Origin of the sequence: Peribacillus cavernae (genome assembly GCF_003989135.1) — a bacterium.
Classification (GTDB): domain Bacteria; phylum Bacillota; class Bacilli; order Bacillales; family DSM-1321; genus Peribacillus; species Peribacillus cavernae.
The window spans coordinates 455,375-468,982 of sequence record NZ_RYZZ01000007.1 but is presented as its reverse complement, the minus strand read 5'-3'; the positions used below and the strand labels follow the sequence as shown (position 1 = coordinate 468,982).

The following is a 13,608-nucleotide window of genomic DNA, read 5'->3' as shown; positions in this document are numbered from 1 at the left end:
ATTTTATACTTAATCTGTACTTTCGCCAAGATATATTCTAATAGTTGAGCCTACTTTCACCTTTACACCCGGTTCTGGGGCCTGTTTTACTACTTTATCCCCATTTCCGGCGACGTCAAGGCTCAAATCGATGAGCTGTGTTTGCAAATCTTTCTTCGTCATCCCGACAAGCTTTGGCACTTCTACCATAATCGGGTCCCCATATCTTATCTCTTTTTCTATTTGCTCTTTGCGAGGCTTCACCTTCATCGCCCTCAGAGCATCTTCCATGACTTTGCCAACAATTGGTGCTGTAACAACTCCTCCGAATTGTCTGACACCTTTCGGATTATCAACCGCCACATAAACAACAATTTCCGGTTTATCGGCAGGGGCAAAACCAATAAAAGAAACAATATGGTTGTTTTCCAGGTAACGGCCACCCTGAGCTTTTTGTGCGGTACCAGTTTTTCCCCCAACACGGTATGATTCAACAAAAGCCCCTCTCCCGCTGCCTTTAGCAACTACAGATTCCAGCGCGCCACGGACTTGCTTCGACGTTTCCTCGGATATCACTTTCCTTTTGGCCTGAGGGGTTTTCCGCATGACCACTTCCCCGGTTTCGGGGTCAATTAGTTCTTTTGCGATATATGGAGTATATAGCGTGCCTCCGTTAACTGCAGCCGATACTGCCGCTACCTGCTGGATTGGGGTAACAGAAACACCCTGCCCGAAAGCAGTCGTTGCTTGCTCGACTGGACCTACACGATCCATTTTGAACATGATACCTTTACTCTCGCCTTGCAGGTCGATCCCTGTTTTTTCCCCAAAGCCGAAATCAGTAATATACTTAAACAGGGAATCCTTTCCTAGCCGGGTTCCTAATTCGACAAATCCCGGGTTACAAGAGTTTTCGACGACTTCCAAAAAGGTTTGGGAACCATGCCCGCCTCTTTTCCAGCAATGCAGGGTGGATCCTGCTACTTTAGTATGTCCCGGATCAAAAAAATGGTCGTTAAGCAGATTTACCTTTTTTTCTTCAAGAGCCGCAGCAAGAGTGATGATTTTGAATGTGGATCCTGGTTCATATGTGCTCCATACCGGCAAATTCCGGTTATAAATTTCCTGGGGCACATTCCTGAAATTTGCCGGGTCAAACGAAGGCCTACTGGACATGGCGAGCACTTCCCCGTTATTCGGGTTCATGGCGATGGCAACGATGCCGTCCGGATTATAAGTGGCCTCGGCGATATCAAGTTCTCTTTCAATGATTGTCTGGATTTTACTCTCTATCGTTAGATTCAGGTTCAAACCATTTTTAGGAGCCTTATAATCATCTGCCATGTTTTCCATCCGTTTTCCTTTGGCGTCGGAATAAAATTTAACATATCCTTTTTCCCCTTTTAATTCTTTATCATAGGAAAGCTCGATCCCCATCAAGCCCTGGTTGTCCACACCAGCAAACCCAAGAACATGAGATAGATACGACCCAAAAGGATAATGCCGTTTAGAATCTTCGGCTATATAAATGCCTTTTAAACCAAGCGCCTTGATTTCCTTGGCTTTTTCGTGAGAAATTTTCCTTCCTTTCGAAAGACGGATATACATTTCACCTTTTGTTATCTCTTTATATGCCGCCTCCTTTGGCATGTCCAGGATGACTGCAAGCTTTTCTGCAGTTCCCGCCGGATCTTCCACTTGGCGCGGAACAACATACACAGTCGGCGCCGAAACATTCGTGGCCAGAGGAACGCCATTGCGATCAAGTATTTCTCCCCGCTTCGGCTCAAAGGGAATATTGCGGCTCCACGAGTCCTTTGCCTGGCCGGTAAGCCAATCTCCTAAATAAAACTGGACAATTCCCAAACGGATATCGATGATGAAGAATATGAACAAACCTACCAATAAAGCGATCGATAGCCTTTTTCTGACCGTAACATTAGAAACACGCAAAAAAAGCACCCCCATTTTAGGCTTGTTCAACTATATGCTCGTACAAACAAGACTAGAACAAGCAAAAGCGTAAGCGCCTAAATGGAACGTCGACTAACATCCGCCACGTCCTGTGGCGAACGTCGACGTCAGCACATCCTGTGCAAGTCCGACAAGCATAAGACGAGCATCAGTATGGGGAGCGGTTTTCTCCCCATCTGATGATTGGCTTATGACCTCGAGGCCGACTAAAATTGCCACGTCCTCATGTCTTCGTCGGCACTAGCACGTCCTGTGCGTCGGGGCCAGGCGCTGGAGCTGGATGTGAAAAGTCCAGGTTAAATTCTATGTTATACAAAAGCAAAGGAGCCCAAAATTGGGCTCCTCTGTTTTGTCAATCAATCATTCACTTCGTCTTTTTCCCCTTTTTTCTTTGTTTGTTTCGTTAAATCTTCAGGGTTTTTCAGTTCGACGATGCAATAGTCTCCTTCTTTTATGGAACTGCCGGGCTTGAGGTTTTGTTTGCTAACATATCCGCCGCCCGATGTGTTCAAGTTCAGTTTTGCAAGGCTGGCCACCTTCATGGCGTCTCGTAACGACCATCCGTGCATGTCAGGGGCCGTCATTGCCCCATCTGTTTTAATGATTACTTTTTCCCCTTCTAGGAGCATGCTTCCCGCTTTAGGTGCCTGATCAACTACTCTATCTCCTTTACCGATCGTTACCGCTTCATAACCGGAACTTTTTAATTGCTGAACGGCTGCATCTACCGATTGTTCGCTTAAATCATCTATTTTCTTAACTCCCTGATTTTTCAGATTGGCCGGCTTAATGTTTAGGTATTGCAGGCTGCTCTTCATAACCGGATTGAAGATTTCTGATAGCGGGTCTGAACCTCCCTTTCCTCCGACTAGCTGCGGCTGTTTGACAGCCACGTACATGACTAGCTGTGGATCATCCTTTGGTGCCATGCCCAAGAATGAGAACGTATAATTATTATGGCCCGTTAGATAACGCCCCCCAGGCCCGGAGATCTGTGCCGTACCCGTTTTGCCTGCAACCTCATATCCGTCAATTTTATATTTTTTCCCTGTCCCTTTCTTTGCTGTGATGACTGTGCCTAAATATTCCCGGACTTTTTTGGCTGTTTCGGGAGAAATTGGCTCGCCGGCCACAACCGGGTTAGTTTTTTTGATTACCTTCTCGCTATTTCTTTCGCTGATTTCCTTAATGACAAATGGCTTCATCATTTTCCCATTATTCGCTATTGATGATGCCGCTTGTATTTGCTGAATAGGGGTAACGGTAGTACCCTGTCCAAAAGCGGTAGTTACCTTTTCAATCTTATATTTATATTGTATCTTTCCGATAATTTCGTTTGGCAAATCGATCCCGGTCGGCTTATCAAAGCCGAATTTCGTTAAGTATTCTCTGAATCTATCTGGCCCTATTTTATCCATAGCTAAAGTTGCAAATCCTACATTAGAGGAACTCTGCACTCCCTCCAAAAAGGTGATTTGTTTTCCGCGTCGGATTCCGCTGTGATCATTGATTTTACTAGGGCCAACTTTGTAAGATCCTGTCGTAAAAGTGGCATTCGGATCAAATTTACCCTCTTCGACAGCTGCAGCGAGGGTAAATGTTTTCATCGTGGAACCGGGCTCAAAGCTTTCTTCCACGGCAAGGTTATGCCATGTATCAGTCAAGCCTTCCTTCGTTTGCGGATGGAAGGTCGGCCGCTGGGCCATTGCGACAATTTCACCCGTTTTAGGGTTAGAAACGATGGCAATGATTTCTTTTGGCTTATATTCTTTTTGGACTTTTGTTATCGAATCCTCCAGAAAAGTCTGGATTTTCTTATCAATCGTAAGCGTCACATCTTTTCCGTTTTTCGGAGGAGAGATCTGTTCCTCCCTGCCTGGAAGCAGCATGCCCCACTTATCGCTGTCATATGTGAGCTTGCCATCCTCCTCCTTCAGATAGCTGTTCAAATACCGTTCTATACCGAGTTTCCCGATTACTTCTTTCTCATTTTTACTGTCCCTTTCGACATAGCCAATTAAATGGGATGCGAAAACTCCATTTGGATAAAACCGTTTTGTATCCCGGGTAAAAGTTATGCCAGGCAAATTTAATTTTTCAATCTTCGTCTTCACTTCATTGGATAAATCTCTTCCTGCTGTACCGAATTCAACCTGAAAGGCCCCTTTTTTTGTCAGGCGTTCGTATATGTCCTGCTCATCTATGTCCAAATAATTCGCCAGTTTCTTTGCTGTCATTTCCGGATCTTTGACATGTTTAGGATGTTTTGGATCTGTTGTCATCTTTTTATCAAGTACAGCAAGTAATGTATAAGATGATGTATCCTCCGCAATCACCTCGCCTTTCTCATCGTAAATCGTGCCGCGTTCAGCTTCAATCGTTTGCGTTTTTTCATATTTTTTTGCTACCTGGGAAGCGAGCACTTCACCGCCGGCAGTCCCTGTGACTTGGATGTAAAGAAAGCGGCCTATTAATACAAAAAAGAGCAGGCCGAATATTAGAAATAATAAGGCTGCTCCTGACTTCATATTTTTCTGCTTGTTCTGCATTATTCCTGCACAACCTTCACATTATTTTCGTTTAACATCAGTCCAAGCTCTGCTGCCTTCTTCCAGATGCGTTCATATGTGCTTAGTTCTCCTACCTGTACCTTTAAGTCGTTGTTCACCTTTACCTGTTCAGTAATAGATGCTTCAACTTGCTGGATGTCTTTATTGGTTTGGTAGATATTGCTTTGGTTTGAAACGATTTTCACACCAACCAGTGCGATGGAAAGCGCCAGTGCACACAAAAGCATCACTTCACCAAAGGATATTTTCGTCTTGTGGACGATTACGGTCTGGATGGTCTTTTGCTGTTCAACTTGCCTTTGTTCCTGGATTTTTTTTGCGATAGAACTCAATGCAGTTCCCCCCTAAATATTCTTTGTTCTTTTTTCGGCAATCCTTAATTTTGCTGATCGCGAGCGGTTGTTTCCTTCCAGTTCCTCTTCGCCTGGCAATATCGGCTTTCTGGTTATCAGTTTTAAGATCGGCTGGAATTCTTCAGGAATGACAGGCAGTCCGGGTGGCAGCTGCGGCAAATCACTATGTTTTTTGAATACCGATTTACAAATTCGGTCTTCAAGCGAATGAAAGGTAATGACTGAAATCCTTCCTTCGGGCTTTAAGATTGAAATCGATTGTTCCAAAGAATCTTCAAACACCCCAAGCTCATCATTGACAGCAATACGGATTGCCTGAAAGATTCTTTTTGCTGGATGCCCGCCCTTTCTTCTTGCGGGTGCAGGGATGCCTTCCTTGATCAAATCAACCAGTTCAAAAGTGGTTTCGATCGGTTTCTTCTCTCTCGCAGCCTCTATCTTTCTTGCAATTTGCTTAGAGAATTTTTCCTCGCCATATTGAAAGAAAACCCTTATCAGATCCTGAAACGACCAGGTATTAACCACGTCATAGGCAGAAATTTGCGCACTTTGATCCATTCTCATGTCGAGGGGAGCGTCGTGATGATAGCTAAAGCCCCGTTCTGGTGTATCCAATTGTGGAGAGGACACGCCTAAATCATATAGAACCCCATCTACCTTATGTACTCCGCGGCTCTTTAACTCTTCTGCAATATGTTTGAAATTGTCCTGGATCAGGGTGACTCGTTCTCCATATGAACTGAATGTAATTTCGGCGTTTTTGATTGCTTTTATATCCTGGTCAAAGGCAAAGAGCCTGCCCTTTTCGGAAAGCTTCGATAATAAATACTCGCTGTGTCCTGCGCCCCCAAGTGTACAATCGACATATACGCCATCAGGCTTGACATTCAGTCCATCGACGGTTTCCTTGAGTAATACAGTTGTATGCTGAAACATGTAAACATCCTTCCAATCGAAAATTTGAAGTTGATTCCCATTACTTTTGCTTTTTGCCATTGATTAAATATCAAAACCAATCATATTTTCGGCAATTTCAGCGAAAGAATCTTCTGAGGTTGAAAAATAGTCTTCCCAAAGAGACTTGCTCCAAATCTCTATTCGATTGGAAACTCCAAGAACCACGCATTCTTTTTCCAACCGGGCGTAGGAAGTAAGCGGTGCGGGGATATTGATCCGGCCTTGCTTGTCCAATTCACATTCCGTTGCTCCGGAGAAGAAAAAGCGTGTAAACGCACGGGCATCTTTTTTGGTTAAAGGCAGGGCTTTCAGCTTTTCTTCAAGCTGTCTCCATTCATCCATCGGGTAGCCGAATAAACATTGATCCAGTCCGCGGGTAATCACAAACTCTTCACCCAGGTTGTCCCTGAATTTTGCCGGCACGATCAAACGGCCTTTATTGTCAACGTTATGATGGTATTCACCCATGAACATACCGACTACCCCCACATTCTATTTCAAATGTACCACAATCCCCCACCTTTCACCACTAGTTTTTAAATTCGCTTCCAAGAAAGGTTTTCCTGCCTTTGAAAATACTTTAAAGAAAAGAATCGTTATCCAAATTAAGACAACCAAGGAAGTACTGCTGCAAGGATTATCACGACTTTCCTGTTATCCTGGCAGAAACAATCGGAAAACAGAAAAAAGGCAGGAATAATCCCTGCCTTTGAGTTTAGCGCTTCCGCTTTTCTTTTTGTCCAGCTCCAGCGCCTAGCCCCTTGAGGTCATAAGCCAGCTCCCTACAGAAGGCAAAGAGCGCCTTCTTTCGGGATCTGTCTTATGCTTGTCGGGGCTGAACAAGGCGCTTCCGCTTTTCTTTTTGTCCAGCTCCAGCGCCTAGCCCCTCGAGGTCATAAGCCAGCTCCCTACAGAAGGCAAAGAGCGCCTTCTTTCGGGATCTGTCTTATACTTGTCGGGGCTGAACAAGGCGCTTCCGCTTTTCTTTTATAAACAAATCACTTTATGTTTGTTATCAAATTCATAGTCCAGTTTCATGATGTCTTCAATGAAACAGGGGCCATATTTATTAAGATAGTAACAAATATTCCAGATTCTCTCCTGCGGGGACCCGAGCGGAAATAAAGAGGTTTCAATCCTTTTGAACTTTTGCAGGGCCACTGCATGTTTATCCCGTGTGCTTTTCAAAATTTTATCATACAAAAAATCCAGCTGCCCCAGCAACAGGGCACGATTCTTTGCAAGCATCGGCTGCAATCCTTTATCAATTTCCACGGCTTTTCCGGATAATAGAGCATGTTTTTCTTCCAACAGGGCCTTTGTCTCCTTGAATAAAGCTTCAACTGATCCGTCCTTCACAGATTCAATAAACGACTTCTCGGCTTGCTGGACTCCGGCCGTTAAAACGGTTTCCAGATCGAGGCCGGCATCTGCAAGATCTGTTGCGATGCTTCGCTCTAAGATCGTGATATTTAGCCTCGGTATGATTGGCGGCATCTTTAAACCGAATTGTTCAAAGGCTTGCTTTAACTCCGCCCAATAAGCAATTTCACCGGGGCCGGAAATAAACGCAAGTACCGGGAAGAGCATTTCCTGCATGATTGGCCTCGTTACCACGTTATTGCTTAAGTTCTCAGGCTGATTTTTAGCGATGTCAATAAGCTCGGCTTCAGTAAACGAAACATCGCCATTTTTTCCATGGTATTTGGTGCCCGACCGTTCCAACAGGGTCCGTTCCTGTTTTTCCCGATTATAATGGAATAGGTTTGCTGCGTTCTCTCCCATTTCTATCGTTCGTTTATAGCCTTTCTCCTGCATGAATGCCTGTTGTGATAAAACAGCATCCGTCACTTTGCCGCTATGCTCAATTAACTTGATAAAATATCCCGCTTCAATGTTTCGAAGTGCGGGATCCCCGGCATCCAGCAGCAGCAAACCATATTGGTTAAACCATTCATGGATAAGGGAAGCAAAAAAATCAGCAAATGTCTCCCCCGTTTCCAGATGGGATTTTGTCCGGTCGAGCAGCATATTGGTGAATTCACTTTCCCCATATGTTTCCACAATTTCCTCTATCCAGGCCATTGCTATATCCGCATCTAATTTCATATCGGTAATCATTGTTTTATATGGGTGGTATAACGGATAAGACTTTTTCTCCGGTTTCCCATCTTTCATTGTATATACATGGTTTACCTCTGCTAAATCATGATCCTCACCTGCTATCCAGAATACAGGAATCACTCTTTTACCAAGCGCTTTTTCCTGCTGCTCAGCAAGCTTAATGATCGAAATCACTTTATGGATCGTGTACATTGGCCCGGCCAGCAACCCCGCTTGCTGGCCTCCAATTACGACAGCCGAATCGCTTTTTCTTAAATCGGCTATGTTTTTCAGTACTTCTGAACCCGGTGTGAATCTAGCCATGTAATTCTGTATGTAATCCGCCAGTTCATCACGCAAAAAAGAACGAGTCATAAGCTCGCGGTATCTTGCCTGATAAAGGTCTGAGCTTGGCAGGTTATAGTGAAAGTAATCCTCAGCTTGCAGATTCCCTTGTATATAATCTGAAGCGAACTGATTTAAAGATGGTAACGCGAGGTTTTTAATCTCCATTTATGTACTTCCTTTCTCAAGCTATCAATTCTAATGAAAGTATATCACTCTGTGTTTAGAAAATAAAAAAAGCTGCCCGGGCCACCATTTCGGGACAAGGCAAACTCCACTTTTTTCAGGAATAGTAAGTTAAATCCTTTTATCGGGGCTTAGAAAAAACCACGAAGTCTAAGTAGGGGATAAAGAAATCCCCATTGATGGAAGTTTCAATTTATATCAGCGCAGTGGCTATCCGGTAAACGAGACCACACAAGACAAGGATAATGTGGGTACAGAAAAAAAAAGCGAAGTTCACCCTCCAAAACCCCTTGATCACTTTATGTATATCAACTTCATTCTTTACCTTATAATGGACAATCACCACCAATACGGCCAGCGCGATCATAACCATTAAAAGCAGCCAAAAAACAGAATGGCCCCAAATTGCCACGATTAAATAATGGACAGACAGAATAAATAAAAGCGTGCTGATGTCCATGGAAAGGTGGACAGCCCGGCGATGGTTTTTGGTAATTTGCTTAAAGCTGACAAAGAGAATGATATACGCAATTAACGGTATTGTTATAAACGTGGCGAACACGCTTGAAAATATGGTTGTCACAAACGATCATCCCCCTGGTATTCCTTTCCTTTTACCATCCAATAGACAGCGCTTGCGAGCCCATGGCCCTTGTTTTTTTCTTTTGCGACAGAAATCACATAGCCTAAAATCGCATCAATCTCCGTTTTTCTTCGGTTTTCCAAGTCTTTTAAAAGAGAAGACCGATTATTTGCAGTGGTTCGGCAAACTTGTTCAACGTGTTCTTGATATGTATGAAAACTTTCCAGATCTAAAATCGTACTGATTTCACTGAAATAGTTCTTAAATAATCGATAATAATAAGGATTTTCCACCAGCTCACCATTCCTGATGCCGAGAATTCCAGTTAACGGATTGATGACAGCATTGACAATCAGTTTCTCGAGCAGCATCTGCCGATAATCTTCACACTGCACAAAAGGAAACTTTCCAACCACTACACATAACAGCTGCAGAGGATCCAGATCCCCGCGATACGCGGCTACTTTCGTGACCCCCTCTCCGGTGTGCTCCACAGAATTTTCGCTATGTTTCAGAGCGCCATGTTCGACTACTCCGAGAAAAATATGGCGTTGCGGCAGCTCTTCAAGCATTTGGATATGAGAATATCCATTTTGGATAAATAATAATGGTGAAGGGCTCTCTCGTATCGCTGGCAATAACTTATCAAGATGATATTGCTTGACAGCGACAATCAGAAGATCTTCCCGACCGCCAATGTTTTCTGAAACCATGGCACTGACCTTTTTGTAAAACTTCTTGTTTTCTCTTATGAGCAGAATGCCTTCTTCATTGATCACATCTGCTTGTTCCTTCGTCCTCGTATAAAGAGTGACTTGATAGCCATCGCTTAAATATGATGCAAAAAGCAAGCCGACCGCCCCGCCGCCAATAATGCCTATTCTCATGAAAAACCCCGATCTAGTATGTATTTGTTTCATATTTTAGCAAATAATCAAGGAATAAACTATCATCATTTGCTAGATTATCTCTTATCTTGTACGATACTCCTGCATTTATAGCTTCATTATTGCGGAATTATTTGCTGATTTATTATATAATGAAATTAAAGCGGTTTCTAAAAAATTATGAATAACATACTGCTATGCTAGGGGGAGCTTTTTATGGAATATAAGGTGGAACGATTGCTAGTGAATTACAAGACATTGGAGGAATTCAAAGAATTTAAAGGATATGGGCTTCAGGAATTATCGATGGTGGATGATTTAGAAGCAAACATTATCGAAAATGACAGCCAGTCACCTTTTTATGGCATATATTTCGGTGATAAATTAGTTGCCCGGATGAGCTTATATGAAAGAAGCGCAAAATTTGACCGCTATTTTGAACCGAACCAGGATTTTCTTGAGTTGTGGAAACTCGAAGTGCTCCCGAAATATCAGAAAAAGGGGTATGGAGAAACGCTTGTTGAATTTGCTAAAAGGTTTGGCCTTCCGATAAAAACAAACCCAAGAGTAAAGTCACAAGAATTTTGGAATAGAATGGGCTTTCAGCCTGTAGAGTATGACATGGAAAGGGATCTTGGAGAAAACCCTCTCTTATGGCATCCTCAAGGCCTCAAATCCAGCTAAATAAAAGGGTGTGCCCGAGAATACAGGGCACACCCTTTTCATTTATTCACTTTTTCCAAATTTCCGTTTTTATCCATTTTAAATTTTACACTGTGGCTCTTGTCTTCTTCCAAAATGACCATCTTTCTGGCCCGATCCATAATCTGCAGCAATGAACGGTAATCCTCCTCAACTGCCCGAAGTTGTTCCTTTAATTTATTGTTTTCTTCCTGGAGAGCTTGATACTCTTTCTTCACATCATTATATCCATTTGTCAATTGATCTCTTTCTTTATTGAAAAGCTTTGAAAACTCATCCATCTTTGTTAAGTACTGGATGACTTCATCAACCGTGACTGAAGCAGGACCTTGCATAGCCTGAACTTCAGTCTGTTCGGCAACCAAGGCAGGAAGCGGGGAAGCTGGCTCGACATCGATTTGTTCACCACTTGCTTTTTTGTTTTCTTTACGCTGTTTTTTGGCGACTTCTATCCCTGATTGATATTGCTTCCTTACACACGAATTCCATCTAAAACCACATGCAGCCGCTGTTCGTGATAACTGTCTGCCTACTTCTTCAAATGCCTTCAGCTGGGTACTTCCTTCTCTAATATACCTTAATACTAATTCTGCTAGCAGCAGATCCTCGTCTTGTGTCCATGCATCCTGTCTGGCTATTGACATCTCTATACCTCCAAAGCAAGTTTTATTTCAAACATATGCACTTACTAGAATAGATAGAAGGGAAAGGAAGATGTCTTTTTCAAGAATTCTGATTATTTTTTCCTATTCAAGAAGTTTTCGAACGAAAAAAAGCACAGAGACTTTGTCTCTGTGCTTTAATACCAAAGGAAATTAGTTATTGACAACATCTTTTCCTTTGTAGGTTCCACATTCCTTACATACACGGTGTGAAAGTTTCATTTCACCGCAGTTTGGGCATTCTACCATACCAGGAACTTGAAGCTTAAAATGTGTACGACGTTTTCTTTTTACAGTTTTAGACGTTCTTCTAGCGGGTACAGCCATTATTCCCACCTCCTTAAAAAATAGATAAAGAAGCCGTGAAGACCAGCATTCAAGTCCTCCAAGTTTCCAATCAAGATTCCTTATTGTTGTCAAAAAAGTTCGCAAGATCAGCCAACCTGGGATCGACCTTTTGTTTACTTTCTTCTTCCGTGACAACAGCCCAATCATTCCCTGATCGAGGGGCAGCATCTTCGCTGTCATCATCCTCGCAAAAGACTTGTATTGGGATCTCTAGCAATACATTTTCTTTAATTACCGGTATAAGATCTACAACGTCGCCTTTCACAACAGTTACTTCACCATCATCAAGATCATAATCGCCTGTCTTTAATAGAAAGATTTCCGTCGTTTCAATATCAATCGGATATTTTACATCTACCAGCGTCCGGGAACAAGGCAAAATCAATTGTCCCGATAAATGCAGATGGAAGGTAACCTTAGAAGAACTGATATCAGCCTTGCCGGTTACTTTAATCGGAGAGACATCACGTATTTGTTTGTCCCGTTCCATTATATCTGAAACATCTACCGTTTCATTAATCTGTAATTCTTTTTCCCGTATTTTTTGTAGTTGACTAATTGTCCATTCCAAATGACTCACCTCGGAGAGCACAACAAAGGTAATTATAGCTGTCGATTTACCGTTTGTCAATATTTTTTCTTTACACTATAATTAGTCATTATACCCCATTTTACCATGAAGTATTTAAAAAACAAACTGAAAGATAGAGGTGTGCTTGTGAAAGCTGTAGGCTTAGTTGTTGAATATAATCCTTTTCATAACGGACATGGATTTCACTTAAAGAAAAGCAAGATAGCTGCCGATGCAGAAATAGTTATTGCTGTAATGAGCGGACCGTTTCTCCAGCGCGGTGAGCCTTCACTTATAAGTAAATGGGCAAGGGCGGAAATGGCCCTTAAAGCAGGTGTTGATCTTGTCTTCGAGCTTCCCTATTCATTTGCTGCGCAAAAAGCAGAAATTTTTGCCCGTGGTGCCATCATGACTCTTGAGGCGTTACAGTGCGATTCATTCTGCTTCGGCAGTGAAAATGGACAAATCGAACCATTCCTCCGTACATATCTGCTGCTAGAGGAACATAGGGACCACTATAATGAATTAATCAAGGAGCATATGAAAAAGGGATACAGCTACCCAAAGGCGGCTTCCCTTGCTTTTTCTGCGTTATCAGCCGGGAATGACACCCTTGATTTGTCAAAACCGAATAATATTCTTGGCATAGAATACGTTCAAGCTGCTTTATCGAATCATTTTGCGATCAAGCCGCTGACGATCGGGCGCATTAAAGCTGATTATCATGATACACAGCTCACAGCTACCCCTATTGCCAGCGCAACAGCGATCCGGAAATCCATTTTTGAAAACGGAGAAAGTGCGGGAGGCATCCAGGGATACGTTCCCGAATCAACGATTTCCATCATGAAGGAATACGTTCTGCAATATAAACATTTACACAACTGGGAATTATATTGGCCGCTCCTGAAATTCCGCATTATCTCTGCATCCGCTCCTGAATTAAGACAAATCTATGAAATTGAAGAAGGAATCGAGCACCGTCTACAGGACGCTGCTGGGCAATCACAAAACTTTCATGAGTTCATGACGGCCATAAAGACAAAACGTTATACATGGACAAGGCTACAAAGAATGTGTGCCCATATCCTGGTAAACACGACAAAAGCTGAAATGATTCCCTTACAAAAACATCCCTCTTACATACGGCTTTTAGGCATGTCACGGTCGGGAAGGGAATACTTGCGAACCGTGAAAAGGAAATTGCCGTTACCGATAGTTTCAAGGCTTTCTGCTTTTCATTCCAAGGCAATCAAGCCTGATATACGTGCTTCCCGTGTTTACGCACTCGGGCTTCCTGAACCATATCAAAGCCGATTGATGAAACGGGAGTTTGAGGCGCCATTCGTGCTGGAAATATAAAAAGCCGTTCCCCTGGAAGCAGCATC

At 42.9% G+C, this 13,608-nt stretch carries 14 protein-coding genes; 2 read left to right on the top strand and 12 right to left on the bottom strand.

All coding sequences use genetic code 11. The annotated features are described in order from the left end of the window. Positions 1-9 precede the first annotated feature (9 nt). The 9 genes from ELQ35_RS08405 to ELQ35_RS08370 form a co-directional block, all read right to left on the bottom strand. On the bottom strand, positions 10-1,932 hold the full coding sequence (locus tag ELQ35_RS08405) for a stage V sporulation protein D (protein WP_126864372.1): 1,923 nt from the start codon (positions 1,930-1,932) through the stop codon (positions 10-12). Positions 1,933-2,025: 93 nt separating this feature from the next. Then, positions 2,026-2,172: a hypothetical protein gene (locus ELQ35_RS22560; protein WP_185861704.1), complete on the bottom strand. Its 147-nt coding sequence runs from the start codon at positions 2,170-2,172 to the stop codon at positions 2,026-2,028. A 137-nt stretch (positions 2,173-2,309) separates the two neighbouring features. Beyond that, positions 2,310-4,502 carry a penicillin-binding protein gene (locus tag ELQ35_RS08400; protein WP_126864371.1) on the bottom strand — a complete coding sequence of 731 codons (2,193 nt, stop codon included), beginning with the start codon at positions 4,500-4,502 and terminating at the stop codon, positions 2,310-2,312. Then, positions 4,502-4,855: a cell division protein FtsL gene (gene ftsL, locus ELQ35_RS08395; protein ID WP_246026017.1), complete on the bottom strand. Its 354-nt coding sequence runs from the start codon at positions 4,853-4,855 to the stop codon at positions 4,502-4,504. The genes ELQ35_RS08400 and ftsL overlap by 1 nt, the downstream gene beginning before the upstream one ends. Positions 4,856-4,867: 12 nt before the next feature. Next, positions 4,868-5,812: a 16S rRNA (cytosine(1402)-N(4))-methyltransferase RsmH gene (gene rsmH / locus ELQ35_RS08390; RefSeq protein ID WP_126864370.1), complete on the bottom strand. Its 945-nt coding sequence runs from the start codon at positions 5,810-5,812 to the stop codon at positions 4,868-4,870. A gap of 63 nt (positions 5,813-5,875) precedes the next feature. Continuing rightward, complete coding sequence (gene mraZ / locus ELQ35_RS08385) at positions 5,876-6,307, bottom strand: division/cell wall cluster transcriptional repressor MraZ (protein ID WP_126864369.1); 432 nt, start codon at positions 6,305-6,307, stop codon at positions 5,876-5,878. 513 nt (positions 6,308-6,820) lie between these two features. Continuing rightward, positions 6,821-8,449, bottom strand: a complete 1,629-nt coding sequence (bshC, locus tag ELQ35_RS08380; RefSeq protein WP_126864368.1) for a bacillithiol biosynthesis cysteine-adding enzyme BshC — start codon at positions 8,447-8,449, stop codon at positions 6,821-6,823. 211 nt (positions 8,450-8,660) lie between these two features. Beyond that, positions 8,661-9,050, bottom strand: a complete 390-nt coding sequence (locus tag ELQ35_RS08375) for a DUF3397 domain-containing protein (RefSeq protein ID WP_126864367.1) — start codon at positions 9,048-9,050, stop codon at positions 8,661-8,663. After that, on the bottom strand, positions 9,047-9,937 hold the full coding sequence (locus ELQ35_RS08370) for a 2-dehydropantoate 2-reductase (RefSeq protein ID WP_185861703.1): 891 nt from the start codon (positions 9,935-9,937) through the stop codon (positions 9,047-9,049). Before ELQ35_RS08370 ends, ELQ35_RS08375 begins: the two co-directional genes overlap by 4 nt. 216 nt (positions 9,938-10,153) lie before the next feature. Between ELQ35_RS08370 and ELQ35_RS08365 the strand changes: the two genes are divergently transcribed. Beyond that, entirely contained in the window at positions 10,154-10,621 is a 468-nt protein-coding gene (locus tag ELQ35_RS08365) for an N-acetyltransferase (RefSeq protein WP_126864365.1), read from the top strand. Between the two features lie 38 nt (positions 10,622-10,659). Here ELQ35_RS08365 and ELQ35_RS08360 read toward each other — a convergent pair whose 3' ends face one another. From ELQ35_RS08360 to ELQ35_RS08350, 3 genes are all read right to left on the bottom strand, one after another. Next, positions 10,660-11,283, bottom strand: a complete 624-nt coding sequence (locus tag ELQ35_RS08360) for an RsfA family transcriptional regulator (RefSeq protein ID WP_126864364.1) — start codon at positions 11,281-11,283, stop codon at positions 10,660-10,662. Positions 11,284-11,454: 171 nt separating this feature from the next. Further along, positions 11,455-11,628: a 50S ribosomal protein L32 gene (gene rpmF, locus ELQ35_RS08355; protein ID WP_126864363.1), complete on the bottom strand. Its 174-nt coding sequence runs from the start codon at positions 11,626-11,628 to the stop codon at positions 11,455-11,457. Positions 11,629-11,698: 70 nt separating this feature from the next. Next, on the bottom strand, positions 11,699-12,220 hold the full coding sequence (locus ELQ35_RS08350; RefSeq protein ID WP_126864362.1) for a YceD family protein: 522 nt from the start codon (positions 12,218-12,220) through the stop codon (positions 11,699-11,701). A 147-nt stretch (positions 12,221-12,367) separates the two neighbouring features. On the opposite strand from ELQ35_RS08350, the gene ELQ35_RS08345 reads away from it, so the two are divergent. Continuing rightward, on the top strand, positions 12,368-13,582 hold the full coding sequence (locus tag ELQ35_RS08345; RefSeq protein WP_126864361.1) for a nucleotidyltransferase: 1,215 nt from the start codon (positions 12,368-12,370) through the stop codon (positions 13,580-13,582). Positions 13,583-13,608 lie beyond the last annotated feature (26 nt).

What these genes read in the sequence shown, in the direction of transcription:
- ELQ35_RS08400 (WP_126864371.1), bottom strand. Translation starts at nt 4,502, where the DNA reads ATGCAGAACAAGCAGAAAAATATGAAGTCAGGAGCAGCCTTATTATTT.
- rsmH (WP_126864370.1), bottom strand. Translation starts at nt 5,812, where the DNA reads ATGTTTCAGCATACAACTGTATTACTCAAGGAAACCGTCGATGGACTG.
- mraZ (WP_126864369.1), bottom strand. Translation starts at nt 6,307, where the DNA reads ATGTTCATGGGTGAATACCATCATAACGTTGACAATAAAGGCCGTTTG.
- bshC (WP_126864368.1), bottom strand. Translation starts at nt 8,449, where the DNA reads ATGGAGATTAAAAACCTCGCGTTACCATCTTTAAATCAGTTCGCTTCA.
- ELQ35_RS08370 (WP_185861703.1), bottom strand. Translation starts at nt 9,937, where the DNA reads ATGAGAATAGGCATTATTGGCGGCGGGGCGGTCGGCTTGCTTTTTGCA.
- ELQ35_RS08365 (WP_126864365.1), top strand. Translation starts at nt 10,154, where the DNA reads ATGGAATATAAGGTGGAACGATTGCTAGTGAATTACAAGACATTGGAG.
- ELQ35_RS08360 (WP_126864364.1), bottom strand. Translation starts at nt 11,283, where the DNA reads ATGTCAATAGCCAGACAGGATGCATGGACACAAGACGAGGATCTGCTG.
- rpmF (WP_126864363.1), bottom strand. Translation starts at nt 11,628, where the DNA reads ATGGCTGTACCCGCTAGAAGAACGTCTAAAACTGTAAAAAGAAAACGT.